We start from the raw sequence: 23,604 nt of genomic DNA, 5'->3' as shown, positions 1-23,604 counted from the left end.
CTCGCGCTGCCGGGGATCGTGCTACATCCGAGCGCGTGCCGACGCTCATCCTCTCACAGCGCTATAGCCCTGACTCGAACGCGCTGTTCGCCGCTGCCCTCGCGGCCGGCTGGGACATCGAGCGACTTCGCTCGTTCCGCTGCCCCGAGGGTCTGGCGGCGCGCGACCCCGTGCTCTATGGCGAGACCATTCTCGCCGACGCCATCATGGATGACCTCGAGGTCGCGCTGCTCGAGCCGACCGCCGACTGGCTGCCCCGCCTGCCCCAGCGCCATCGCCTTCGCAGCGTGCGCCTCACGACCCTCGAGGATGCGCTGGCGCTCCGTGAGCCTGCGTTCATCAAGCCAACGGATGAGAAGCTGTTCCCCGCGCGCGTGTACGTGGACGGCGCCGCGATGGATCCGGACCCGCGGCTGCCGCTGGATCTGCCCGTCCTCGTGAGCGAGCCCGTCGTGTTCGAGGTGGAGTTCCGGTGCTTCGTGCTGGAGCGCGAGGTGGCGGCGCTCTCGCCCTACATCCGCGGCGGGGAGATCGCCCGCACCGCGGCGGGCGACTGGGAGGCGGATTCAGAGGAGGTCGAGGCGGCATCCGCGTCCATCTGCGCGGTGCTCGCCGACGCCGACGTCGAGCTCCCGCCCGCGGTGGTCGTGGACGTCGGGCGCATGGCAGGGCGGGGCTGGGGCGTCGTCGAGGCGAACCCCGCCTGGGCCTCGGGGCTCTGCGGGTGCAACCCGGCAAGGGTGCTCCCCGTGCTGCAGCGGGCAACCGTGCCGCGCAGGATGGTCTCGGAGGCAGAGCAGCGCTGGCTGCGGCGTGTCGGGTGAGGGATCTGAAGTATCCCCCCCCAAATTTCCGGGAGATTCACAGGGAGGCGGGGAGATGGGGAGTGAAGTCCCATGAATCTCCCTGTCTCCCCGCCTCCCTGTTCAATTTTTTTTTTTTCTCTCTCTAAAGATGCCGACAAAAGTCACGTCATCTTGGCGAACCAGCGGTCGAGGATGGTTTGCGCCCGCGCGAGCTCCGAAAGCTCCGTCACCTCGTTCAGAGCGTGCATCGTCCGCTCCGCGCCCGGTCCGAAGTTCGCCGCCGGGATCCCGAGCGTCGTGAAGCTTGCCACTTCCGACCAGGTTTGCCGGGCCTCGACGCCTTGAACGCCGCTTTGTTCGAGAGCAGCGATGAGCGCGTGGTTCCGGTTCGGCGGCGCCGGACGGGAGAGCTCCTCGAACCGGACGGCCCCCACGCGGTCCACGAGCGCCATCAGCCGCTCTTGCGAGGTATGGGAGCTCGTGCTCGGACCGTACGTGTGGTGCACGTTCACTTCCAGGTGGTCCGGCACGACGCTGCCGGAGCGGCCCCCGTGCGCCGAGGTGGCGTTCATCATCTCGTACCAGGTGAGGCCGTCGACGACGTCGGGTACGGGCTCGAACGCGGCCAGCTGAGAGAGCACGCGCGCGAACTTGTGAATCGCGTTCACGCCGGCACCGGGCAGCCCGCTGTGCCCGGTGCGGCCGGCAAACGCCAGCGTCGCGTGCGTGGAGCCTCCCGAGCCGAGCTGAAGCTTGTTGTCCGTGGGCCTGAGCACCAGGGCGAAGTCGGCCCCCCGGAGCTCGGTATCCTGCTTCATGACCACCCTGAGCTCGCTCGCGTCGAAGCCGCACGCTCCGCGCGCGTGAAACACGAGGGTCAACTCGGCGTGTACCTGCGGCCGGCGCTCGGCCAGATCGAGCATCAGGCAGAGGCCGCTCTTCTCTGCGGCTCCAGCGCCGAGCGCGCGGTTGTTCTCCGTCCGCGCTTCGCCCCGTTGCCCTGCGTTCGCCACGTCGAGCTGCCCGACGAGCAGAATCTTGGGGCCTCCCGACCCGCGCGTGACTGGCGCCACCAGAGAGTCCCCGTAGCGGCGTGGCGGCGAGGCCAAGGGCAGCGCTGCGAGCCGTTGAGCCAGCTCGTCGGCCAGGTTGCGTTCCTCACCCGTCGGCGAGGGGATCCTGCACAGCCACAGCAAATTCTCGAGTAGCTCCACGTCGACCTCCGATCAGACCAAACGATGCGCGCTGGCTCCCCCTCAGTCGTACCGGAATTTTCGGTACCAGGACACCAGCCAGAAGGCGAGTATCGCTCCCAGCACGGTCACGTGCTTGCCGGTGAGCCAGGGCCTGGGGTGAAGCGCGATGGGCAGCACGCCGGCCGCGAAGATCGCCGCGAGTTGCCCGAGGTGGATGATCCGGAGATCGGCGAGGCCTCGCGGGTGACGCACCCGCAGGGGAGCCCCACCGAGCGTGGTCGACGCGTCGAAGTACGGCCTGAGCTCGCGCACCAGCGCGTCGTGCGAGGCATCATCGTCGGGCACGCCCTGCAGCACGATCTCGACCCGAGAAGTCCACCAGAGCAGGCGGCGGAGGTACCACCGCTGGAGGACTCCTCCCGCCTGGTGCCTCGCCGAGAAGTCAATGTAGCGAAGCAGCGCTTCGCACAGCGGCGCGGAGAAGGTCTTCCGGGCGAATGGGCGGACGATAAGAATTTCCCCGAGGTGCGCCGGATCGAAGCGAGCGTCGCGCTCCAGGAGCCTGCCGTCGTTCCACCACGCCGCCTGCTCCAGGGGCACGACCCTCGCTTGCCGGTCCTCCTCCGTCTTCGCGAGGGAGCGGTCCATGGTGCGGACACTCTCCGTCATCTGGAGCGCGTTGCGGCCCACCGCGAGCACGCCGACGGGCGGGTAACCGCGACGCGGCCGCCGATAGATGACAGCGACGGCGGCTTCCTCCTCGAGCGAGATCCCACGGGATGGGATCTCGGCCCGGATTCGGCGCTCGTCAGCGTGAAGGCGGATCACGTGCGGCACGCAGGATCCTTAATCCGGTGGAGCTGCGCAGGCGAGCAGATCCACGCCATCGCAGCTCGGACATAGCACCGCCGGAGACGGATGACCTGATCACGCGGGCGGCTGCTCCGTTCGTGGAGGCGACCGCGGTCGCGAGGACGGCTGCTGCGAGGTTCGCCGGCGGAGGCTTCGGCCGGGCCAGCGGATCTCTTGCCCCGGCGCTATGATCGTCGCCGGCGAGGGGACGTGTACCTCGCGGTCGCGCGCGTGGCCGATGTGCTGGCGGGCGTCGGGAGCGGATCGCGCCCGGGGGGGCGCTCAACCGAGGAGACCGAGATGTACGAGCTCACGATCGAGCGCCTCCTGCATGTCGCCCACGCGCTGCGGCTGCACGAGGGCAAGTATGAGCCGCTGCACTGCCACAGGTGGCAGGTCCACGCTCAGGTGTCGGCGGAACGGCTCGACGCGGTCGGAGGGGTCATGGACTTCAACGAGCTCGATCGGTTGCTCGCCGACGCTATCAGCTCGTTCGATGGCAAGACGCTGAACCATTTACCCGAGTTTGCGGACCTCAACAGCTCCAGCGAGCGCATGGCCGAGGTGCTTTATCGCAAGCTCGCGCCGCGGCTGCCGCCGGGCGTACGCCTCGACTGCGTAACCCTCTTGCGCGACGAGGCAATCCGCGCCCGGTTCACGTACAAACCCTAGTCGGACCCGTCTGAAGTCTTGCGCCCACGGAAAAACGCGGCTCGCTCAGCGAGATTGGCGAGACGCGGCAGCCTTCGGCTGGCTTCCGACGAACGCCGCCAGGTGCTCGCCTGTCAGCGTCGACTTCGCCGCGACCAGGTCGGCCGGGGTGCCTTCGAACACGATCCGCCCGCCGTCGTGGCCCGCGCCCGGCCCGAGGTCGATGATCCAGTCGGCGTGCGCCATCACCGCCTGGTGGTGCTCGATCACGATGACCGACTTGCCGGAGTCGACGAGCCGGTCCAGCAGCCCGAGCAGCTGCTCGAGGTCGGCCAGGTGCAGCCCGGTTGTCGGCTCGTCGAGCACGTAGACGCCGCCGTCGGCGCCCATGTGTGTCGCGAGCTTGAGCCGCTGCCGCTCGCCACCCGACAGCGTGGTGAGCGGCTGGCCGAGCCGCAGGTAGCCGAGCCCCACGTCGGCCATGCGCTGCAGGATCGCGTGCGCGGCCGGCGTATGCCCCTTGCCAGCGCCGAAGAAGCCGACCGCCTCTGCGACCGATAGATCGAGCACCTCGGCGATGTTGAGCTTGCCGAGGCGGTACTCCAGGACAGACGCCTGGAACCGCCGGCCCTCGCAGTCCTCGCAGACCGTGGTGACGCCGGCCATCATCGCGAGATCGGTGTAGATCACCCCGGCGCCGTTGCAGGTCGGACAGGCACCCTCGGAGTTGGCGCTGAACAGGGCGGGCTTCACGTTGTTGGCCTTCGCGAACGCCTTGCGGATCGGCTCCAGCAGGTCGGTGTACGTCGCCGGGTTGCTCCGCCGCGAGCCACGGATCGGGGTCTGGTCGACCGACACCACCCCGTCACGGCCAGACACCGAGCCGTGGATCAGCGAGCTCTTGCCCGACCCCGCCACGCCGGTCACCACCACCAGCACGCCGAGCGGGATGTCGACATCGACGTTCTTCAGGTTGTGCGCGCGCGCGCCGCGCACCTTCATGACCCCCGACGGTTTCCGCACCGACCGCTTCAGGGAGACCCGGTCGCTCAGGTGACGCCCGGTGAGCGTGCCGCTCGCCCGCAGCCCGTCGACGGTGCCCGTGAAGACCACCTCGCCGCCGGCGGTGCCGGCGCCGGGGCCCAGGTCGACGACGTGGTCGGCGATCGCGATCGTCTCCGGCTTGTGCTCGACCACGAGGACGGTATTGCCCTTGTCGCGCAGCCGCAGCAGCAGCTCGTTCATCCGCTGGATGTCGTGGGGGTGCAGCCCCACCGTCGGCTCGTCGAAGACGTAGGTGACGTCGGTGAGCGACGACCCGAGGTGGCCAATCATCTTGGTGCGCTGCGCCTCGCCGCCCGACAGCGTGCCCGACGGCCGGTCGAGGCTGAGGTAGCCCAGCCCGATCTCGACGAACGAGTCGAGCGTGTGCCGCAGCGTCGCCAGCAGCGGCTTGACGGACGGCTCGTTCAGATCGCGCACCCACCTGGCCAGGTCGTTGATCTGCATCGCGCATGCGTCGGCGATGTTGATCCCCTTGATCTTCGAGGACCGGGCAGCCTCGCTGAGCCGCGTGCCGCCGCACTCGGGACAGGTGGAGAACTTGATCGCGCGCTCCACGAACGCCCGGATGTGGGGCTGCATCGCGTCGACGTCCTTGGACAGCATCGACTTCTGGATCTTCGGGATCAGCCCTTCGTAGGTCAGGTTGATGCCTTCGACCTTGATCTTGGTCGGCTCCTTGTGGAGCAGGTCGTGGAGCTCCTTCTTCGTGAACTTGCGGATCGGCTTGTTCGGGTCGAAGAAGCCGCAGCCGTTGAAGATGCGCCCGTACCATCCATCCATCGAGTAACCGGGGATGGTGAGCGCACCCTCGTTGAGCGACTTGCTGTCATCGTAGAGCTGGGACAGGTCGAAGTCGGAGACGGATCCCATGCCCTCGCATTTCGGGCACATGCCTCCGTTGACCACGAACTCGCGCTTCTCGGTCTTCTTCCCGCCGGCCTTCTCGATCGAGATCGCCCCGACCCCGCGGACCGACGGGACGTTGAAGGAGAAGGCGTTGGACGAGCCGATGTGCGGCTTGCCGAGGCGGCTCCACAGCACCCGCAGCATCGCGTTGGCGTCGGTCGCGGTGCCGACCGTCGAGCGGGAGTTGGCGCCCATCCGCTCCTGGTCGACGATGATCGCGGTCGTCAGCCCTTCCAGCACGTCGACCTCGGGCCGAGCCAGCGTCGGCATGAACCCCTGCACGAACGCGCTGTAGGTCTCGTTGATCAGCCGCTGCGACTCCGCCGCGATGGTGCCGAACACAAGCGACGACTTGCCCGATCCCGAGACGCCGGTGAACACGGTCAGCCGCCGCTTGGGGATCTCGACGCTGACGTCCTTGAGGTTGTTCTCCCGGGCGCCCTGGACCCGGATCAAATCGTGGCTGTCTGCGGCTTGCTGTCTGTCTGCGGCGTGCTGCTTGGAGGAGGCCATGTTCGCGATCATGTCATCAACACCGACGGTCTGTGAAGGGGTTCCGGCAACCTGCGCGAGTCCGGCCGCAGCGCCCACGACGTCACCGCCAGCGCGAGGACCACGAGCGGCGCGAGGATGTGGCCAGCGTTGCTCGTGGAGTCGCTGGCGCCGACGGCGGCCCAGGCGAAGGCGGCGCCGGTGAGGTCGAACACGAGGCCCGCATACGCCCACTCCTTCAAGCGCGGGAATCTCGGCGCCAGCAGCGCGAGCGCGCCGAGGATCTTCCAGATGCCGAGGAACGTGACGAAGTGCAGCGGGTAGCCGAGGCGCACGAAGCCGTCGACGCTCGCTGGCGCGTGGAGGACGTGGGCCACGCCGCCCGAGACCATGGACGACACGACCAGGCCTGTGGTCACCCAGTAGGCCACGAGCCTCGCCCGGCTCATGAGACCCTCTCGAGCAGGTCGACGAGCTTCCCGCCCATCATCTTCCAGCCGTAGCGCGCGCCGGCGAAGTTCTGCTTCTGGTCCGGCTTGAAGCCCGATTGCACGAGGGACAGGCGCGTGCCCGACGCCGTGGGCGTGAGCGTGAAGGTCACGACGGTCTCCAGGAAGGGGACGCTCCACGTGTAGCTGAGCTTCCGACGGGCTTCGATCTCGACGAACCGGCAATTCACGGTGCCGTCCCAGCCGGGGTACGGCTGCGTCTTCAGTGTGAACGCCGCCCCCGGCTCGAGCTGGAGACCGATGGTGGGCAGGAGCCACTCCGCGAGCAGCGCCGGTTCGGTGAGCGCGCGCCACACCTTCTCCGGCGCATGCTTCAGATCGAACTCGAACGAAATGGATTCGGTTTGCGATTGTGCGGTCGTGTCGGTGGGGTTCATTCGTCCATTTTCTCCAGCAGTTGTTCGAGGCGATCGACGCGCTCCGTCCAGAAGGCGCGGTAGTGCGTGATCCAGTCGACGAGCGGCTTCAGTCCGCGCGGCTCCACCCGGTAGTAGACACAGCGCCCCTCGCGCCGGCCGCTCACGAGGCCGGCGTCTTTCAACGTGGCGAGGTGCTGCGAGATCGCCGGCTGCGAGATGTCGAAGCGCGCCGTGAGGTCCTTCACCGCCGCTTCGCCACGCGTGAGCGACTCGAAGATCGCCCGGCGGCTGGGGTCCGCCAGCGCCTGGAAGATCTTGTCCTCGACCACGGCCGCGCTCTGCATCCACAACTTATAAGCCGCGGCTTATTGATTGTCAAGCGCGCGGATCGGGCTGCCTGGGCGCGTCGGGGTTGGAAGGCATGATTCTTGCGTTGCTTCTCGTGCGATACATCGCAGACCACGTCGATGTCGACGGGCTGGACACCAGCGTCGCCCCCGCCGAAGACTGCCTCGCCGTTCACCAACGGCCCGTGCTCTCCGAGAGCGGCCCCGTTGCGATGAGCTGGGGGTGAGCTACGGCACACCGAGCATCGCCAAGGCGTCGAGTACGGCCCGGAGCCGGCCGTTATGCCAGGCGCGCCTTCCTGTACCTTAGGTGTCCGTTGCCGGGACGATCTGCAGCATCATGCCTGGGAAGATACCGAGCTCCGCGAGTGTCTTCCTGCCGAGTTGCATCAGGTTCTCTCGAGATCCAAATCGAAATACCTTCCCGCTCATGCAGTCGCGAAGCAGCCAGCTCTCTTGGTACGTGAAGGGGCGCACGAACGGGTGGATGCCTGCGGTGAAGTAGATGGTATTTAGTAAGTCGTTGAACGATTTGCGCGGTTTGTAGCGCACTTCGACGAGCGGTCCCGCGCGATGCGTGAGCGGTGATGGATCAATCAGCAGAACATTACTTCCGTCGAACCGAGCGGGCGGCGTTCGTGGCGACGTGGCTGGCGCGTGGAAATTCTTTCGTGGAGGCTGATGCGTGCTGGGACTCGCGCATGCCTCGGGCCGCTCTGTACCGCTTATTGCTGTCCGCACGCTGGGAGGCGTCGGCTCGGGGAGGGGCGTGTGCCTTCGTGCGACGGGATGAGCCTTTTGGGAGGCCAGGCTCTGCAAAGTGATCTCGCTGGCCGTGCCGGGTGCTGGGGGAAGCCCCCCGGCGCGCAGCCTTCCCTCAGGCGTGGCGAGAGCGGAGCTCTGCGCGCCCGAGCACCCCGGTGAGCTCGCGATCTCCTCCACGATTGCGCGGATGCCGCGTGCCACGCTATTCCACGCCTTGTCGCGGTTCTTGTGGCTCGTCACCGGCTTTCCGGTGCGCGGGAGAGTGGTGATTCCGTCGAACGGCGCACCCTGCCAATCGCAGGCGCGCACGATGATGGCAACAACACGTGCCTGCCCCACACGTTGCCGCTCGAGCGCCAAGGCAGTCTGCTCGACGCAGGCGGGCGACGCGAGAAAATCCGCGCTCACGAGGAGCAGGATCACTCGCGCGGCGTTGAGCTCTTCGTGCAGCGCCCGCGCCCGATCCTCGCCGGCCACGACGCTCCCTTCATGGACATCGCGCAGGAGGCGTCTCTGACGGAGCACAGCGAGGTGCGCCGCAAGCTCTTCGCGCAGCGCTTCGTCCTTGGGGGCATACGAGAGGAAAACGGTGAGAGGAGACACGGGGATCCGTTATAACATCGATCGCGTTCGGGCTGCGGCTGGAGCTCGGGCTCGGCCTGGCGCTCGGCGTGGTGCGGTTCCCCCTCGGCTCGGGCTCGGTCGTGCTCGGCGGCTCCGCGCTGGTGCAGGCGGAAGGGGCCTACGACGGCTCGCCGACGCTGCGTGACGCCGCCTGGCGCGACCTGCAGACCCTCTCTGCGGCGCTCCTGCGTATGCACGGGGACGAGCGCGCTCCTACCGTGATCGAGATCGCGCTCGCGCCGGGCCACGCAGGCGCGTGATCGTCCGCTTTGGGACGCGCCTCGTCGTTGCCGCTCCGGAGTTGCCCTGACCGCCGCCGGCGTGCCTCCCGGGAGGCTGCCGGTAGCCTACGGTCCGAATTTGAATTCTCCCGGGAGGACGCCGGAGCCCTCCGGTCTGAGGGGCACGTGTTCCCGGGTACTGTACGAGGGACTTGCGCAGCGCCCGACGTCGATGCGACGCGGTGCGCGGCGGGGATCACCAGGAAGTCCGCGGGCAGGCGATGAGGCTACAGTTCGTGAAGGTGTGTCCGTCCGAAGTCGTATAGGTGTTGCAGAGATCGCACGCGGGGAGCAAGGGATTGTCGAATGTGGGGCAGTCGAAGCGGCGCTGTTTGTAATAGCGCGACGTCTCGCCGTCGGCTTCCCGGTAATTCGGGTCGCACTCCCAGTTCACCCAGCCCACGACCGTCGTGTAGGACGCGTCGCTGTAGTACGTGCGGAAGTAGCCGCTCGACGGCAGCGGCTGCTGCGCTGACTCGACCAGCTCGCCCTCCTCTCCGGCGGGAGCCTCTCCGGCGGGGTCGGCGCTCATCACGCAACCGGCGATGGTGGCGGAGGCGACGAGCGAGGCGAGGACCAGGCGAATCTGTTGAATCATGGGTAGCTCCTTTTTGCGAGGCGAGAGGCACAGAGAGGGCACGACGGCTGCGGCGATCACCGATCCGCCGTCGCGCTGGGGGTCATTGCAAGGAGGGGACCACACGGCGACGCGCGTGCTCCCCCGGCCACGAGCGGCGCGGGCGCGCGCAGGGGAGTGGCGAATTGAGCGATCCTTGCGCAACTTGCGCCGAGGGCGCGCTACGGCGCGTCGTGACCGGCCGACGAACGCCATGGGCGAGGCCCCTTGCAGCTCTCGCCGGGGTCGACGATGCCGGGCGCGCGGCGTCTGCCCGCGGCCCAGGCGGGGAGTGTCAAGATAGCTGGCCGTTCCAGCAGCCCCTGCTCGCTGATTGCCGCCCGCTCACCCGTCTGGGCGACCCTTCGTCCGAGCAACGGGCCGCCGGTGGGCGCCGCCGGTGCGACGCGAGCGCGACGAGGCCACCGGCGCCTGGTGACGGGGTGGCCAACCGCGGCGAACACGCGTCGTCGGTGGGCCGGCCAAGCGGCGGCCATCTGGCGCCGCCATGGCGGAAACCGCCGCTGCGACCCGCCGCCCGCGCCAGGTGTTCGAATCCTTCTCCTCCGCCGAGATCCGTGCGGCTTACTACCCGGCCGTCGGATCCATCCACACCACCTCCCAGTGGTGCCCGTCGAGGTCCTCGAAGCTCCGGCTGTACATGAACCCGTGGTCCTCCGGCGGCCCCGCCTCCTTGCCGCCGCCGGCGAGCGCCTTCGCCACCATCGCGTCCACCTCGGCACGGCTCTCGCACGAGAGCCCGAAGGCCCCCTCCACGTGCGTCGCGGTGTCGCAGATCTCCTTCTTGGTGAACGTCTTGAAGAACGGCTCGACGAGCAGCATCGCGTAGGCGTGCTCGCCGATGAGCATGCAGGCGGCCTGCTCGCCCGTGACCTTCGGGTTGAACGTGAAGCCGAGGGCCTTGAAGAACGCCACCGTGCGATCGCGGTTCTTGATGGGCAGGCTGACGAAGAGCTTGTGGGACATGAAAATGTCCTCCTTCTGCTCCATGGACCCCCGGCCCGCGGAGAAATCATCGGTCGCTCGAAAAAATCTTCGCGCCCTGCTCCGGCAGCTCCATGGGCGCGGCCTTGCGCCACTCGCCGAGCTGCGCCTCGTGCAGCCCCTCGCGGCGGAGGAGCTCGCCGAGCTCCCGCTCGGAGAGCGCGGCCGCCTCCGTCACCGCGCGCAGCTTCTGCTCCCCGCGAGACCATCGGGCGGCTGCTCGCAGCAGCACAGACAAGGAGGTCGAGCGCTCCGGCGCGTAAGCAGCCCAACGTTTGGGCTCACCCGCTCGCGGAGGCCGCCGGAGGCGGCTGTAGCGAGTCGGGGGCAACGAAGGGTCAGGCCTCGGGTTCGTGGCAAACCGCTTCGATGTTGTGCCCGTCCGGACCGATGACGAACGCCGCATAGTAGTTCGCGTGGTAGTGCGGGCGCAGGCCAGGCGCGCCATTGTCTTTGCCGCCCGCCTCCAGCGCCGCGCGATAGAAAGCTTGGACTTGCTGGCGATTCTCGGCCGTGAACGCCAAATGAAGATGGGCCGGCTTCTCCTCGGTCTGGTACAGGCACAATGATGCCTGACCCTTTGCGCTAAGCTCGACACCGTACGTCGGCGGCCCCTCCGAGACAACAGCTACGCCGAGCGGTTCGAGCGCCTTCAGGAAGAACGCTTTGCTCGCTGCATAATCGCTGACTCCGAATTTGACGTGGTCAAACATGAGTTCTCCTGAAGTGCGTGGGCCTTCGCGAGGCCTGACGTCTGGCCGTTCGGCTGCGGGATGCGTGCGTCAGCGCGCGTCCCCGTCAGCCGCGACGGCTTGTTAGCCGGCTGCTGAGTGAGTCGGTCGTCGGCGGTCGTCGGCCGACGCCAAGGCCTGGAACTGGGTGATGGCTTCGTAGACTCCCAAGCCGATGCCTCTGCTGAGCTGGTCCCGCTCGACCATGTTATGTGCCAGGAAAATCAGCACCGAGTCGTCGTTGGCGTCCGCGCGCCACCAGCCTCCGAAGCCGCCTGGCCAACCGACTGCACCCTCGCGGCCCCCACACACCGTGGGCTCGGCCTTCTTCGGATCGAGCACCACGGCGACGCCCATCCCGAACCCGTGACCGCCCCGGAAGAGCGGGATGCCGCCCACTTCAGCCGTAGCGCGCTGCTGCTCCGTGAGACGGTTGGAGGTCATCAAGGCGAGCGTTTCGGGCCGCAAGATACGCACGCCATCCACGGCGCCTGCTCCCAGGAAGATGCGCGCGAACGCGAGGTAGTCGTCCAGCGTCGACCACAGCCCCTGGCCGCCGGAGACATAGTCCATGTCGTCAGGCCGTTCAGGAACCGTCGAGCCGCCTGGGCAGGTGAGGCGCGCGGAGAGGCGGCCCGAACCATCGAACCCGTAGTTCTTGACTCGCCGGCTCCGCTTCTCACGTGGCACGATGAAGCTGGTGTCGTCCATGCCAAGCGGATCGAAGATCCGGCGCTTGAGCACGTCGCCGAGCGGCGCGTCCTCGATGCGCGCAATGAGCAACCCGAGGAGATCGGTCGAGTGACCATAGTGAAGGGTGGCCCCCGGCTGGTCGAGCAACGGCAAGGCAGCCAGCCGCGTGATCCAATCATCGGGCGCCACGTGGCTGTCGATGTCGCCTCCCAGCGCCTCCCCATAGGCCTCCGCGATGGGTCCACGATGCAAGGCCCCGTAGGTCAGTCCCGAGCGGTGCGTCAGCAGATCCTCGAAGGTGATCGGTCGTTCTGCCGGGTCGGTCTCGTCGAGCGGGCCCGTGGGAGAACGCAGGACGCGCATGTCTCTGAACTCCGGTGCCCAGCGAGCGATCGGATCGGTCAGCGCGAAGCGCCCCTCCTCGAACAGCATGAGCGCCGCCGTCGAGGTGATCGGCTTCGTCATCGACGCGATGCGGAACAGGCTGTCATGCTCGAGGGGCAGCCTGGCCTCCAGGTCTCGCCACCCAAGGGACGCGCGCTGAACCACCTCGCCGTCGCGCCAAACCATCGTTGCTGCGTTGGCGAGCGCGCCAGAGTCTACGATCGCTCCGACGGCCCTCGCGATCTGGTCTCCTCCGTTCATTCGTTCCCTCGATTCATTCCATGTCCGGTCAACGTCGCGATCAGCTGCGTCGCAGGGCCTGCCGGTGGGTTATAGCATGTTCGGCGCCATCGTCGCCGTCCGTGAGGGCCGCGACCGGCCGGATGCCGTCGCCTTACGGAGAGGTCGAGGCGCGCGCCCTCCTCGGCCAGCTCTCGCTGGTGGAGCCCAGGGGGCTGATCCTCGTCGATGAGGGCGAGCAGGTCAGCGAGGCCCAGACGGGCAGGAGGCGTGGCCTCACGTTCCGTGGCAAGCGCTCGGCCATGGTTGCAAAGGTCTGCCTCCGCGGTCTATGATTTTCGCCAAGGAGGAGCCTCTCGATGACCATCACCATTACCGCCTTTGAACGCTCACCCGATGGTGGCAAGGGACTGGCGCGTGATACGCGTGTTCGCTGGGCGCTCGAGGAAGCGGGCCAACCCTACCAGGTTCGCCTTGTTTCGTTTCGTGCGATGAAGGAACCCGCGCATCTGGCGCTTCACCCTTTCGGCCAGATTCCGACCTATGAGGAAGGCGATCTCGCGCTGTTCGAGACAGGGGCGATCGTGTTTCACATCGCCCAGCGACATGCGGGCTTGCTGCCGGACGATGCCAATGCTCGGGCGCGCGCGATCACATGGATGTTCGCCGCGCTCAACACGGTAGAGCCACCGATTCTCGAGCTCGTAACCGCCAGGATCCTGGAGGGCGACAAGCCCTGGTATGCGGAGCGCCTGCCTCTGGTCGAGGACCGCATCCGCGCTCGGCTCGGCCAGCTTTCCGTTCGCCTGGGCGATGCCGGCTGGCTCGATGATGCGTTCAGCGCTGGCGACTTGATGATGGTGTCGGTGCTGCTCAGGTTGAAATTATCGGGCATTCTGGACGAGTACCCAAACCTGGCCGCTTATGTCGCCCGCGGCGAAGCGCGGCCCGCCTACAAGCGAGCCTTCGACGCTCAATTGGCGGTCAACACCGGCAAGTCATCGACCGGCTGATCGCAGTCTTCGCTGACAGGGCTGAGAAGTCCGCGAGGAGCAGCCCGCGAGGCAGCCGCACCTCGACCCACGGCGGGGCACCGCGAAGAACAATGTGCACCTCAGTAGCGTTTGTCAGGGAGGAGCACCCGAAGCGTGTGCGTGGTACCTTGGCCCGCATGAAGGAGGCCGGCCCCTCGGGGCTCAGGGAACGCAAGAAGGAGCGCACGCGCGCGCAGATCATCGAGACGGCGATCGAGCTCTTCCTGAAGAACGGCTACGAGCAGACGACCCTCGATGACGTGCTCGGGGTGGTCGAGGTCTCTCGGAGGACGTTCTTCCGCTACTTCGAGTCGAAGGAAGACCTCGTGATCGCGTGGATGGACCAGTTCATCGAGGCGGCGCGCGATGCGGTGCGGGCGCGCCCGCGGAGCGAGCCGCCCGTCGAGGCGCTGCGAAACGCCGTCAAGACGATCGTGAAGCTCCACGAGGGGGATCTGCCCCGCTTCGCCCTGATCCAGCAGTTCGTCGCGCGGACGCCGGCGATCCGCGCGAGGCAGCGCGAGCGGCTGGGACACTGCGGGGAGGAGATCTGCGAGCCGCTGGCCGAGCGCATGGGCCTGGACGCGCGGCACGATCTCGCGCCGCGCGTGCTGGCGAGCTGCGCGATGGCGGTCGTGCAATCCGCGATGGACGCGTGGATCGCGCGCGGGGCCACCGAGGACCTGCCAGAGCTCGTGGACGAGGCCTTCCGGACGCTCGCGCGCGAGTTCGGCCGCGGTGGGAGCGGCACCTCGCCCCAATGAGCGCCGGCTCGGTCGTTTCCGCCTGAGGCGCGCCGCCGGTTCGTCTGCCGGCGAGGAGCGCGCGCGAGAAGAAACGCGCCTTCTTGACAAATGCCACTGAGGGGCTATTGTCCCTGGGTAGCTGCTCCCCGCCGCGTTCCGGTGCTCGATCGCTCCACGATCCTGCGATCCGAGAGGTGCTCAGCGCGCCTCTACAGCTTCCGTCTGGATCGACCTTGCCGGACCGCTTCGCCAGGGCGGCCACGCCTGAAGTGGCGGCGGACGCTCACCATCGCGCGACGCCAGCGCATGAGACCCTCCATGGCACCTGGGGGCGCGGCGGGGCGGGCTTGCTTCTGATTCAGCTTCGAGGGGTGTCAGACCGTCGGCGGCTGGCTGGACAATGCCGGTCACGATGAGAAAGGAATCCTATGGCAAGGGTATTGATTACCGGGTGCAGCAGCGGGTTCGGTTTCGAGGCAGCCAAGACGTTCCGAGCTCGTGGGGACGAGGTGTTCGCCGGCGTGCGTGACTTGAGCGGAAGAACCGTCGGCATATTGAGAGAGCTCGGCGTGACGCCGGTCGTGATCGATGTCACCGACGACGTGGCCGTCGAGCGCGGTGTCACCCAGGTGCTGGCGGCAGGCCCGCTCGACGCGCTGGTCAACAACGCGGCGATCTTCCTGCGCGCCACGGTCGAGGAAACGTCGGACGCTCAGGCATACCGCATGTTCGAGACGAACTTCTTCGGTCCGCTGCGGATGAGCAGGGCGGTGCTGCCCTCGATGCGCGCCAGAAGACAGGGGGTGATCGTCAATGTGTCTTCAGTTGCCGGTTTCCTCGGATTGCCGGGGGATGGCATCTACGCCGCGACCAAATTTGCGCTCGTGGGCATGTCCGAAGCCCTCTACCATGAAACCAAGCCGTTCGGCGTCCGCGTGCGGGTCGTGGAGCCCGGCGCCTTCCCAACGACGGAGATCTTGCGCAAGGCTCTGGGATCGGCGCGTCACTTCGGATCTCCTTACCAGGCCCACATGGACGCCTTCGCGTCGGCGATGAGCTCGTTCCAGAAGGCCGCACCGGCGCCGGACGAAAGCCTCGTGGTCGAAGCCATCTGGCGCGCGGTGCACGAACCGGAGACGCCGTTCCAGCAACCTGTCGGCGCCGACGCGCAGGCCGCGGCGGCCGCTCGCCGCGCGCAGCCATTCGAGGCCATCGAAGCGATGATCCAGCGGACGCTCGGGCTCGGGTCAGCGTCGTAGGTCGCGCGAAATGCGTCGCCTCCGAGACGCGCTGCCGCCGTCCTCGGCGGCCTTCTCCTCTTCTCCGCGGCCGCGTATGCCGCTCGGCGATCTGGGGCTCGACGTGGAACCTGCGTGATCGGTTACCCTGAGTTCCTCGTGCGCCTTCACAGCCAATAGCGCGCACGGCCCTTGACATCCTCGAATTCGTTTGCTTTTCCTTCCCCCTCAATGCGCCTGGTGAAGATCAACCCGCCCGACGTCCACCAAACTCCCGGTTATCACCACGTCACGATCGTCGAGGCAGGCCGGCTGGCCTTCCTCGCCGGCCAGTGCCCACTCGACCTCGACGGCAACGTGGTCGGCGCGGGCGACTACCTCGCGCAGGCCGACCAGGTGGCAGCGAATGCGCTGACCGTCCTGAACGCGGCCGGGGCGCAGCCCGCCGACGTGGTGCGCTCGGTGATTTACGTGGTCAGCGACGACGACCAGGTGCTGGGCGCGGTGTGGCAGCGACTGAACGACTCGGCGCTCGGCCCGGCCTTTGGTGCGGCCAGCACCCTGCTCGGGGTCGCTTCGCTCGGCTTCACCGGTCAGCTGGTCGAGCTGGACCTGACCGCCGCGCTCCCCGGTGATCCTGCGGCGGCCGGCATCGACGGCCCCGGTGCGCGGCCTTGCCTTACTTGAGGCCCGCAGGCTGGAGGTCCCTGCCGACGTGCGGGAGCGCATCCTCGCGAGCACCGACCCCGCCGAACTGGACGGCTGGATCGCTGGATCGGCCGAGCCGCGGTCGTCAGCGATGCCCGAGTACTCTGCTCGCCGGTGTCGGCCTCGCAGACCGAGGACCCTCGTTCAGCGGAAGGCGAAGCGGTCGACCGTGATCTTGTAGCTGAGTTGTTCGCCGCGCTCGATGCGGCCACCGAGCGATAGGTTGTGCTCCTCGCCGCTCGTCGTCACGTACTTCGCGTCGGCCGCCACGAACGTGCACGCACCCTCGATCGGCTGCGGGCGCTCGGAGAGGCAGCCGTAGCCGTCCTCGGCGACGGGGCGACAGATGCGGGTGTCGATCTTCAGCGCCTCGACCTCCTCGCGCGAAAACAGGCGCTCCTCGTAGGTGACTTTCATGGGCTTCTCGCAGCGAACGTAGATGGGCAGGTACTGGTGCTGCGCGTCCCGGTACACGACGCCGTCTTCGATCTCCTCGCGCGTGCCCTCGGCCACGTCCAGATAGCCCTTCAGGCGGACCGGCGCCTCGACCGCGGCGGGGAGACCCTCGGCGGGCATCGCCTCGGCGTGCGGGTGATCGCCGGCGTAGACGAGGACGTTGAGGAAGCGGTGCCGCGCGCCGTCCCCGGCGGGGTCGAAGAGCTCGCTGACCGCGTCGCATCGTGCGGCCTGCTCGGCGGAGTGGCTCTCCATGTTGTCCCCGATCGACTCGAACCCGAGCTCGTAGACGCCCACGCTCGCTCCCCAGCCATTGTCGTCCTTGGACGCGGCTAGGCCGGCGGCGTCGTTGTCTGGGGCGATCCAGAGGTTGTTGGTGGTGAGCGCGGGGACGTGCGTCAGCGAGCGAACGAGGGAGCCGTTGTCGCCGCAGCCGCGCCCGATCTGTTCATAGGTGGTGTCTACCTCCGCCGGAGTCGACGGGGTTGCCGGCGCCTCGGTGGGCTCGGCGATCGTGTCGCCGTCCGATCCGCCGCAGCCCGCGACGAAGATGAAAGGAGCCCCCACGAGAACCAGCGAACGAAAGCAGTTCCTCATGACGGCGGCGGGAGCAAAGCTCGTACCTCCCCGATCCATGCGGATTTTCCGTCCAAATCGCAGCGCGAGACGCGACGCGTGAACGGGGCGCCACACCTCGGCCGCTTACGACGCGGCCGGCGTCATCGACCTTGCTGCCGAGAGCACCCGGCGCGGCGGGTAGCCCCGGCTGGGCCCGCGCTCGCGGCGGGCGACGTGGCCATCGTCAAAAGGCCCGATGCCGTGGCGTCAGCCATGGGGCGCAGTCCCCGCGTCGCCCTCGATCTCGCGCTTCAACGTCCGATCCAGCGCGAAGGTCCCGCCCGGTACGAGCGACGCGAGGAGCGCCATGAGCGAACGGCGACGCGGCCAGTCACGCTCGGTGGCCGCGCGAAACAGCGCGGAGACGAAGAGGAGAAAGAAGAGCCCGTGGGCGCTGCCGGCGATCCGGACCGCGATCGGCAGGCCGAAGATGTACTTCGTACAGGATGACGCCCAAGAACTTGATCAACCGTAGAATCTGGTAGGCGGGCATGAGGGGGGCTCCATGGCGCGGCGCGAGGCGCTCTTCACGGTTCGCCTTCTCGGGATGACCACGACGCCTCCGAGACGTGAGACGGTCGGAGGGGCTCGCAAACGAGGGGATGCCCCGGATGCCAGTGGCAACAAGCCGTCATCGCTCGGCATATGGCACGGCCGGGATATGGCACAGCCGGGACGGTGCCGCGAGGGGCGTTCGTGCCAATCTTCGACGACTTCTGGCCAGTCCGACGTCCCGGACCCGCGCCGGATCATGAAACCGTTGGCATGAAGTGGAACATCAAGCATCTTTCAGCCATGCACGTCGTGGCTGTGGTCGCGATGGACGGGGTCGTCCCCTTCGACCTGTCGACGCCCTGCGAGGTGTTCGGGCGTGTCCGGCTGCCCGGGGGTCGAGCCGGGCCTTCCGCGCCGCGCCGATCAAGGCGAACGGACGCCGGGGGGCGAGCGTGAAGTCGAGCGCTTCGTGAGCGCTGGATCGGGCGAGGCGCCCCGCGCCCTCCCGGTCAGGCGCCCTTCCACCCGAGCCGCTGCAGCCGCTCTCTCGCCCCTTTCACCCCGAAGATCGTCGCGTCTCCCGGCGGCACGATCGGCGCGATCCGCCCTCAGTCTTCGGCCCTGACGATGAACCCGTCCCCCGTCGATCCCGGTCGTTTGTTGATGGCCAGGTAGACGCCGCTCGTGTCGGCCGCGATGTGGGAGATGGAATCGTCGGTCTTGACGAGCTGGGTGGGATTCTTCCCGTCCACGCCGACGCGCCACAGCGCTCCGGACGAGGCCCAGTAGAGCGCCTGTGCGTGGGCGACGAAGAAGGTGCCCTCCACGTCGGGGGACGAGAGCACCTCGGTCGGATCGCCGCCGGACACGGGCACGCGCCAGATCGCGCCGGGGCTCATGTAATAAATGAACTCGCCGCCGATCGCGAAGCCCAGGAGGGGGCCACCGTCCACAGTCACGATCACCTGCGGCTCGCCGCCGGTCCGGGGGGAGCGCAGGATCTCGTCCTTGTCGAAGGACTCGGCGGATTGCCAGTAGACGAACCCGGAATCCAGGGCCAGCGTCGTGCTGAAGATGTCGCCGGCTGGACCATGCACGACCTCGTCCCCGGCGTCGAGCCCGACGCTCCTGACCTCGAGCGGCCCCGAGCGCACTTGCTGGGTGAAGAACATGCGCTCGCCATCGGTCACGACATCCTCGATGCCGCCAAAGTCGTCGACGAACGTCACCAGATCGATCACGGCACCGCCCGATTTCGGCATCGCGCGGACCCAGTGCGTGACCGAGTTTTCGGCCCAATACACGTTCTTCTCGTCCACCGCGACGGACAGGGGGACATAGGGTGAATCGTAGATCTCCTCGCGCCCTCCCCCCGCCTTCGCCACGCGCGCGACGGCGGTGTGTGAGAGCTGCTCGACCCAGTACACGTGCGACGCGTCGACCGCGATGCCGTGATCGATGGACACGTGCTTCCCGGCGTGCGCGAGCACCGTGCAGCCGCCGGCCGGCACGCCCACGGGGAGGCACGCGCCATTGCAGGACACCTGCGCTTCTGGGCAGTCGGCGGGCCCCTGTCCGCCCCCGCCGGTCTCGCTGCCCGCGCTCCCGCCGGCCCCGCCCTCGCCCCCTTGCACCTGCCCCCCAGCCCCTTGCGCTTGCCCCCCAGCGCCCTTGTCGTCGCCTCCACAACCAACGATCGCCGACATCACCACGACGGTGCTCCCGAACCAATTCAGCCGCATACAACTCTCCTGTTCCGATCTGCCGACCTGTACGCGCCCGCCGGCGCACGTTTTCGTCGCCGGGGGTCGCGCTGGCGCGGCGTTCGACGGTCGCGGGAGCGATCCATTCGACGCCGCGCGTCGCGCTCGCTCCCGGGCGATCGAGGCACCCGAGAAGGCCGCTCCCGACGCCGCCCCGCGGGGTGACCGCCGGCGATACCCGTGACGTGTGCCTATGCTCCGCCACGGCTTCCTTGCGTGTCATGAACGTGCTCGTTCTCCTGGCCCGGTGCAGGGCGGATCTCGGCCTGGCGTCGCTCAAGGACGCCGCCGTCTCCACCACTGGCTATCTGTCGCCAGGGCCGCCGCCGATTCAGCGAAGTTGCAGCAGCAGCGCCTCGCGCTCCCGGGCCAGCTGACCCCGAGGGAACTCCATGGCGTGCATGTCGAGCAGGCGTCGCGCCTCGACGTCAGCCCTGGCGTTGTAGGCCTCGATGGCCTTGCGCGCCTGGAGGATCAGGTCCATCTCGCGCTCGCTCGCCCCCGCTCAATGCGCCTGGTTAAGATCAACCCGCCCGGTCAGCTGGTCGAACTGGACCTGACCGCCGAACTCCCCGATTGATCCAGCGGCGGGTCGCGTCCGGAGCGGCCGAGCCAGGCGCGTGTCCTTTCCGCGCCGGCGCCGAGGCGCGTCGGTGAGCAGCGCCAAGAAGATGGTGGCCCCCGGGCGCCATCCTGAGCGCATTTTTTGAGGGGCGGCAAACAAGCCCAGCCGACGCCAGTAACGGGACGGAGAGCCGTCGAGCAATCCGCCTCAGACGTAGTGAACGAGCGGGTGAACGGGACGGTGCCGAACTCGCTGACGCACACCTTGACCATCCACGTTGCCGATGGCGCTCTGACCCTCGTCAGCAAGGACCGTTTGGACGTAATGTGGCCTAGGTCACCTGTTGACGCCGCCTTCCGTTAGGAGAAGCATCCGGGATCGGGGGAGGGCATGGGGCACGGGCTGAAGGCAAAGGAGCGCGTGCTCGTGCTGTGCGGCTGTGCCTGCGCGCTCGCCAGTAGTGTTCCGGTGCCGGCACACGCACTCGAGTTCAGCGGCGGCGTCAGCGTGGGCGGGATCCAGATCGGGATCGAGCCCAGGCTGGCCGTGAGCCCCTTCGCCGGGTGGCTCTGGCGCAGCGAGGGGGACTTCAGGCTCGAAGCCCATAACATGCTCAGCATCGTTCCAGGCGATGGTGTCGGGTTCTACGACCGAACGGCCGTCACCCTTGGGTACGCCACGAAGACAACGACCGTCAGCCTCGGGCCGTCCCTGGCGATCTACTCGATGCCGGTATGCAATATCGTGATCTGTAACCGCGTGGTGGGGGTTGCACCAGGCGGCCGCGCCCATTCCGATTGGTACTTCGCCGGGCCCTTGGGCGTGTCCACCAGCGTACATGTGGACTGGACGGGCGGCAGTAGTCGCGTTCTTCCTGGAAGTCTGGTTGTGATGGTGGCCACCGGAGCAGTTTGGAGATTTGGGGCAAGGTCGAAATGAATAAGATATTTGTTGTTCTGTGCTTCGGGCTCGCGGCGTGTAATTACGATGTGGGAGAGTGCTGGGTCCGCGGTGAGGGAAACGAAGGTGCCGGCGGTAGCATCATCACCCCGACAGGAGGGGATGGGGCCTTCGGGTATGTGCCGGCAAGGCCGCAAAACGCACCGGTGGGAAGCGGAGCCTCTGAGGCGATGGCAGGGTGCACCCCCGACTGTCTAGAGGCGTGCAAGGAAAAGTGTGACAAGATATGGGAACTCTGCCGTGACAACTGCCCAAGGGGCGACACGACCTGCCTAAAACAGTGTACTGATGAATATAGTCGATGCCTCAAAGACTGCGACAGGAGATGTAAGTGATGCTCGAGCTGACCTTTAAGCTGACCCCAGAAGAGGGCGAGCCGCGCGACATCGTGGTTCGGATCCACGAGCCGACGCGAAACCCTCCGGGAAAAAAGTGGCCTTGGGCTGTCACTGTTGACATCGATGGGCGCCCATCTACTACATACGGGGTAGACCCTCTCGATGCGGTTGAAAACGGAGCCCAGCACGCCGCGATCGTGTTGCGCGGGGTCCATGGTGATGCGCTCGATCCGCCCATCGAGCCGCGGATTAAGGAGGGCCAATAATCGACTCACAGATGCGCCAAGCCTGCCCATAGCCGGGACCGAAGCGTACTCGGCGTCGGCTCCCTGGGGCCTGCTCCAAGGCGGCCGGCTCGATCGGCTGGAGGGCTAGCGTTCGGCAGGGGACCGGCCTGCGTCGCGTCGCCTGGGGTTGGGGATCTCCGCGGGCCCGCGGCAGCGCGGGAGCGCGTCCTCGCGAGCACCAACCTCGCCGAGCTGAACCACTGGAGCCGCCAGGCCGCCGGCAACAGCGGCGATCGAGAGCTCCTCATGAGCAGCGCCAAGAAGATGGAGGCACGCAGGCGCCGAGCAGGAGCGCTGATGCGGCGTACAGGATGTGGCGGAGCATCGCTCGACTGTCGGCGCGGCCGCGCCGTGGGTCAAGCAGGGCGCCGCCGCGGAGGAGCGAGGGCGGGGCCTGGACGCCGATGCAGCCCGACAGCGACTCGCCACAGCAGCATCCGCTTCGTCACGGCCGACGGCGTGGCGGGTAGCGCCCGCTTCGGCAGCCTCGCGGCTCGGGTCAGCGTCGTAGGTCGCGCGAAATGCATCGCCTCCGAGACGCGCTGCTGCCGTCCTCGGTGGCCTTCTGAGCGCGGGGCGCTCCGGCCGCCGATTCAGCGAAGTTGCAGCAGCAGCGCCTCGCGCTCCCGGGCCAGCTGACCCCGAGGGAACTCCATGGCGTGCATGTCGAGCAGGCGTCGCGCCTCGACGTCAGCCCTGGCGTTGTAGGCTTCGATGGCCTTGCGCGCCTGGAGAATCAGGTCCTTCTCGCGCTCGCTCGCGACCGTGCGTACGGCGCGGACGGGCGGCGAGGAACGCGCAGCTGTTGCGGCCGGCGAAGCGGGGTTGCCGTTCATTGCGGCCGGTGCATTCTCGCCGGGTGCCGGGATGCCGCCCTGCACCGGGGGCGAGGCCGCGGCGACCGCGCGGCGTGCGTCTGGCTCGTCGAGGGGCGGTGTGGTGTGCTGCTGCGGGCGCGTGGCCGCACCGGCGTGGATCGCTGCCGGCCGTAACCACGGGGTCGTACTGGCCGAGCTTGACGAGCGTGGAGCTGTCGCGACGACGGCGCCCGTCAGCACGACGAGCGCCGCCTGCGCGAAGACCTTCGCCCCGACCTTCTGCAGGTGCCGCGCGGTCGTCCACCACGAGCGACGGAACAGGCCGAACGCCACCGGAACGCAGGGCACCTTGTCCCAGCCCCGGAATTCTTGCTGCGCCATCCAGCGCCGCTTCGCCTCCTCCAGCTGCTCGCGTGCCCTGCGGTGCTGGCTCCTCACGGTGTCCAGCTTGAGCCCCAGCTCGGCGGCGATCTCGGCGAGCGACCTCTCCTCGAGCTCGTGCTCGACCAAGAGGTCGCGGTACTTGGGGTCGACCTGCTCGATCAGGTCGCGCATGACGGCTTCTCGCTCCTGCCTCCGGAGCAAGGCTTCCGGGCTCGGTTGGTCCCCGCGGAAGTCGTGCTCGTCGAACGGGGTCAGGACCTCACCTCGACGGCTCGCGTCCCGTAGGTGGCTGCGGGCGAGGTTCAGGGCGATGGTGACGGAGTACGGCGCTGGATCCACGCCCGGCTCGAGCTGCCCTCTCGCCTCCCAGTCCCGCAGGAGCGCTTCCTGCGCGAGGTCCTCGGCGTGTCGCGCGGGGACACCGACCCGCCTGATGAGGCGGCGAAAGCGTTCGAAGTGGGGGGGAGTTCGTGCTGGCTTGCCCACAGCTGGTAGCACCCCTGAGCTGGCCGGAAGGGTTCAAGAAAGAGCAGGGTGGGTCAACTTTGGTAGGATAATGTACGCTTTGTGATGTGCGTACCTGGGCAACTCCACTGCGCGGAGGGTCGACGGTCGCCTTTGCGTCGTCGGGCCGATCTTTGCCTGGCAAAACGTTCTTTCCCTTCGAATTTG

Annotated in this window: 26 protein-coding genes; 9 read left to right on the top strand and 17 right to left on the bottom strand. The window is 67.7% G+C overall.

Annotated features, from left to right (window positions below):
* Positions 1 to 35: 35 nt before the first annotated feature.
* On the top strand, positions 36 to 824 hold the full coding sequence (locus WMF39_RS33910) for an ATP-grasp domain-containing protein (RefSeq protein WP_437740615.1): 789 nt from the start codon (positions 36 to 38) through the stop codon (positions 822 to 824).
* 143 nt (positions 825 to 967) lie between these two features.
* Here the strand turns inward: WMF39_RS33910 and WMF39_RS33905 are convergent, their stop codons facing one another.
* Positions 968 to 1,879 carry a peptidase dimerization domain-containing protein gene (locus tag WMF39_RS33905; RefSeq protein ID WP_437740614.1) on the bottom strand — a complete coding sequence of 304 codons (912 nt, stop codon included), beginning with the start codon at positions 1,877 to 1,879 and terminating at the stop codon, positions 968 to 970.
* Positions 1,880 to 2,062: 183 nt separating this feature from the next.
* Positions 2,063 to 2,650 (bottom strand): hypothetical protein, encoded by a 588-nt coding sequence (locus WMF39_RS33900; RefSeq protein ID WP_437740613.1) that lies wholly within the window; start codon positions 2,648 to 2,650, stop codon positions 2,063 to 2,065.
* A gap of 504 nt (positions 2,651 to 3,154) precedes the next feature.
* Here WMF39_RS33900 and WMF39_RS33895 point away from each other — a divergent pair.
* A complete protein-coding gene (locus tag WMF39_RS33895) occupies positions 3,155 to 3,526 on the top strand; it encodes a 6-pyruvoyl trahydropterin synthase family protein (protein WP_437740612.1) in 372 nt (123 codons plus the stop codon).
* Positions 3,527 to 3,571: 45 nt separating this feature from the next.
* Here the strand turns inward: WMF39_RS33895 and WMF39_RS33890 are convergent, their stop codons facing one another.
* The 5 genes from WMF39_RS33890 to WMF39_RS33870 all read right to left on the bottom strand — a co-directional run bounded on the left by WMF39_RS33890 (position 3,572) and on the right by WMF39_RS33870 (position 8,551).
* Complete coding sequence (locus WMF39_RS33890) at positions 3,572 to 5,989, bottom strand: ATP-binding cassette domain-containing protein (RefSeq protein WP_437740611.1); 2,418 nt, start codon at positions 5,987 to 5,989, stop codon at positions 3,572 to 3,574.
* A gap of 8 nt (positions 5,990 to 5,997) precedes the next feature.
* Positions 5,998 to 6,417 (bottom strand): DoxX family protein, encoded by a 420-nt coding sequence (locus WMF39_RS33885; protein ID WP_437740610.1) that lies wholly within the window; start codon positions 6,415 to 6,417, stop codon positions 5,998 to 6,000.
* Positions 6,414 to 6,854 (bottom strand): SRPBCC family protein, encoded by a 441-nt coding sequence (locus tag WMF39_RS33880; protein WP_437740609.1) that lies wholly within the window; start codon positions 6,852 to 6,854, stop codon positions 6,414 to 6,416. Before WMF39_RS33880 ends, WMF39_RS33885 begins: the two co-directional genes overlap by 4 nt.
* Complete coding sequence (locus WMF39_RS33875; RefSeq protein ID WP_437740608.1) at positions 6,851 to 7,180, bottom strand: ArsR/SmtB family transcription factor; 330 nt, start codon at positions 7,178 to 7,180, stop codon at positions 6,851 to 6,853. Before WMF39_RS33875 ends, WMF39_RS33880 begins: the two co-directional genes overlap by 4 nt.
* Before the next feature lie 309 nt (positions 7,181 to 7,489).
* On the bottom strand, positions 7,490 to 8,551 hold the full coding sequence (locus WMF39_RS33870) for a toll/interleukin-1 receptor domain-containing protein (RefSeq protein WP_437740607.1): 1,062 nt from the start codon (positions 8,549 to 8,551) through the stop codon (positions 7,490 to 7,492).
* A gap of 68 nt (positions 8,552 to 8,619) precedes the next feature.
* Here WMF39_RS33870 and WMF39_RS33865 point away from each other — a divergent pair, with 68 nt between their 5' ends.
* The gene (locus WMF39_RS33865) at positions 8,620 to 8,832 is read left to right on the top strand and encodes a hypothetical protein (RefSeq protein WP_437740606.1); all 213 of its coding nucleotides are present in this window, start codon (positions 8,620 to 8,622) and stop codon (positions 8,830 to 8,832) included.
* Between the two features lie 217 nt (positions 8,833 to 9,049).
* Here the strand turns inward: WMF39_RS33865 and WMF39_RS33860 are convergent, their stop codons facing one another.
* From WMF39_RS33860 to WMF39_RS33840, 5 genes are all read right to left on the bottom strand, one after another.
* Positions 9,050 to 9,451: a hypothetical protein gene (locus WMF39_RS33860; protein ID WP_437740605.1), complete on the bottom strand. Its 402-nt coding sequence runs from the start codon at positions 9,449 to 9,451 to the stop codon at positions 9,050 to 9,052.
* A gap of 606 nt (positions 9,452 to 10,057) precedes the next feature.
* The gene (locus tag WMF39_RS33855; RefSeq protein ID WP_437740604.1) at positions 10,058 to 10,456 is read right to left on the bottom strand and encodes a VOC family protein; all 399 of its coding nucleotides are present in this window, start codon (positions 10,454 to 10,456) and stop codon (positions 10,058 to 10,060) included.
* Between the two features lie 46 nt (positions 10,457 to 10,502).
* Positions 10,503 to 10,706 (bottom strand): transposase, encoded by a 204-nt coding sequence (locus WMF39_RS33850; protein ID WP_437740603.1) that lies wholly within the window; start codon positions 10,704 to 10,706, stop codon positions 10,503 to 10,505.
* A gap of 106 nt (positions 10,707 to 10,812) precedes the next feature.
* Positions 10,813 to 11,187, bottom strand: a complete 375-nt coding sequence (locus WMF39_RS33845; RefSeq protein ID WP_437740602.1) for a VOC family protein — start codon at positions 11,185 to 11,187, stop codon at positions 10,813 to 10,815.
* Positions 11,188 to 11,289: 102 nt separating this feature from the next.
* Complete coding sequence (locus WMF39_RS33840) at positions 11,290 to 12,543, bottom strand: serine hydrolase domain-containing protein (protein ID WP_437740601.1); 1,254 nt, start codon at positions 12,541 to 12,543, stop codon at positions 11,290 to 11,292.
* Between the two features lie 101 nt (positions 12,544 to 12,644).
* On the opposite strand from WMF39_RS33840, the gene WMF39_RS33835 reads away from it, so the two are divergent.
* The 5 genes from WMF39_RS33835 (at position 12,645) to WMF39_RS33815 (ending at position 16,227) form a co-directional block, all read left to right on the top strand.
* Complete coding sequence (locus WMF39_RS33835; protein WP_437740600.1) at positions 12,645 to 12,857, top strand: hypothetical protein; 213 nt, start codon at positions 12,645 to 12,647, stop codon at positions 12,855 to 12,857.
* Positions 12,858 to 12,881: 24 nt separating this feature from the next.
* Positions 12,882 to 13,535 carry a glutathione S-transferase family protein gene (locus tag WMF39_RS33830; protein ID WP_437740599.1) on the top strand — a complete coding sequence of 218 codons (654 nt, stop codon included), beginning with the start codon at positions 12,882 to 12,884 and terminating at the stop codon, positions 13,533 to 13,535.
* A gap of 158 nt (positions 13,536 to 13,693) precedes the next feature.
* The gene (locus WMF39_RS33825; RefSeq protein ID WP_437740598.1) at positions 13,694 to 14,320 is read left to right on the top strand and encodes an acyl-CoA-like ligand-binding transcription factor; all 627 of its coding nucleotides are present in this window, start codon (positions 13,694 to 13,696) and stop codon (positions 14,318 to 14,320) included.
* Between the two features lie 410 nt (positions 14,321 to 14,730).
* Positions 14,731 to 15,561 (top strand): SDR family oxidoreductase, encoded by an 831-nt coding sequence (locus WMF39_RS33820; RefSeq protein ID WP_437740597.1) that lies wholly within the window; start codon positions 14,731 to 14,733, stop codon positions 15,559 to 15,561.
* A 210-nt stretch (positions 15,562 to 15,771) separates the two neighbouring features.
* Entirely contained in the window at positions 15,772 to 16,227 is a 456-nt protein-coding gene (locus tag WMF39_RS33815; protein WP_437740596.1) for a RidA family protein, read from the top strand.
* Positions 16,228 to 16,392: 165 nt separating this feature from the next.
* Here the strand turns inward: WMF39_RS33815 and WMF39_RS33810 are convergent, their stop codons facing one another.
* The 4 genes from WMF39_RS33810 to WMF39_RS33795 all read right to left on the bottom strand — a co-directional run bounded on the left by WMF39_RS33810 (position 16,393) and on the right by WMF39_RS33795 (position 20,064).
* A complete protein-coding gene (locus WMF39_RS33810) occupies positions 16,393 to 17,271 on the bottom strand; it encodes a hypothetical protein (RefSeq protein ID WP_437740595.1) in 879 nt (292 codons plus the stop codon).
* A 258-nt stretch (positions 17,272 to 17,529) separates the two neighbouring features.
* Positions 17,530 to 17,727 carry a DUF3817 domain-containing protein gene (locus tag WMF39_RS33805; protein WP_437748061.1) on the bottom strand — a complete coding sequence of 66 codons (198 nt, stop codon included), beginning with the start codon at positions 17,725 to 17,727 and terminating at the stop codon, positions 17,530 to 17,532.
* A 698-nt stretch (positions 17,728 to 18,425) separates the two neighbouring features.
* On the bottom strand, positions 18,426 to 19,559 hold the full coding sequence (locus WMF39_RS33800) for a hypothetical protein (RefSeq protein ID WP_437740594.1): 1,134 nt from the start codon (positions 19,557 to 19,559) through the stop codon (positions 18,426 to 18,428).
* Between the two features lie 352 nt (positions 19,560 to 19,911).
* The gene (locus WMF39_RS33795; RefSeq protein WP_437740593.1) at positions 19,912 to 20,064 is read right to left on the bottom strand and encodes a hypothetical protein; all 153 of its coding nucleotides are present in this window, start codon (positions 20,062 to 20,064) and stop codon (positions 19,912 to 19,914) included.
* A 471-nt stretch (positions 20,065 to 20,535) separates the two neighbouring features.
* Here WMF39_RS33795 and WMF39_RS33790 point away from each other — a divergent pair, with 471 nt between their 5' ends.
* Positions 20,536 to 21,084 (top strand): hypothetical protein, encoded by a 549-nt coding sequence (locus WMF39_RS33790; RefSeq protein ID WP_437740592.1) that lies wholly within the window; start codon positions 20,536 to 20,538, stop codon positions 21,082 to 21,084.
* 1,239 nt (positions 21,085 to 22,323) lie between these two features.
* Here the strand turns inward: WMF39_RS33790 and WMF39_RS33785 are convergent.
* On the bottom strand, positions 22,324 to 23,418 hold the full coding sequence (locus tag WMF39_RS33785) for a sigma-70 family RNA polymerase sigma factor (RefSeq protein ID WP_437740591.1): 1,095 nt from the start codon (positions 23,416 to 23,418) through the stop codon (positions 22,324 to 22,326).
* Positions 23,419 to 23,604: the final 186 nt, after the last annotated feature.

The sequence above is a fragment of the Sorangium sp. So ce1504 genome (assembly GCF_051521635.1).
Lineage (GTDB): Bacteria > Myxococcota_A > Polyangia > Polyangiales > Polyangiaceae > Sorangium > Sorangium cellulosum_B.
Note: the sequence above shows the minus strand (reverse complement) of the source record. Positions and strands in the feature narration are given on the sequence as shown.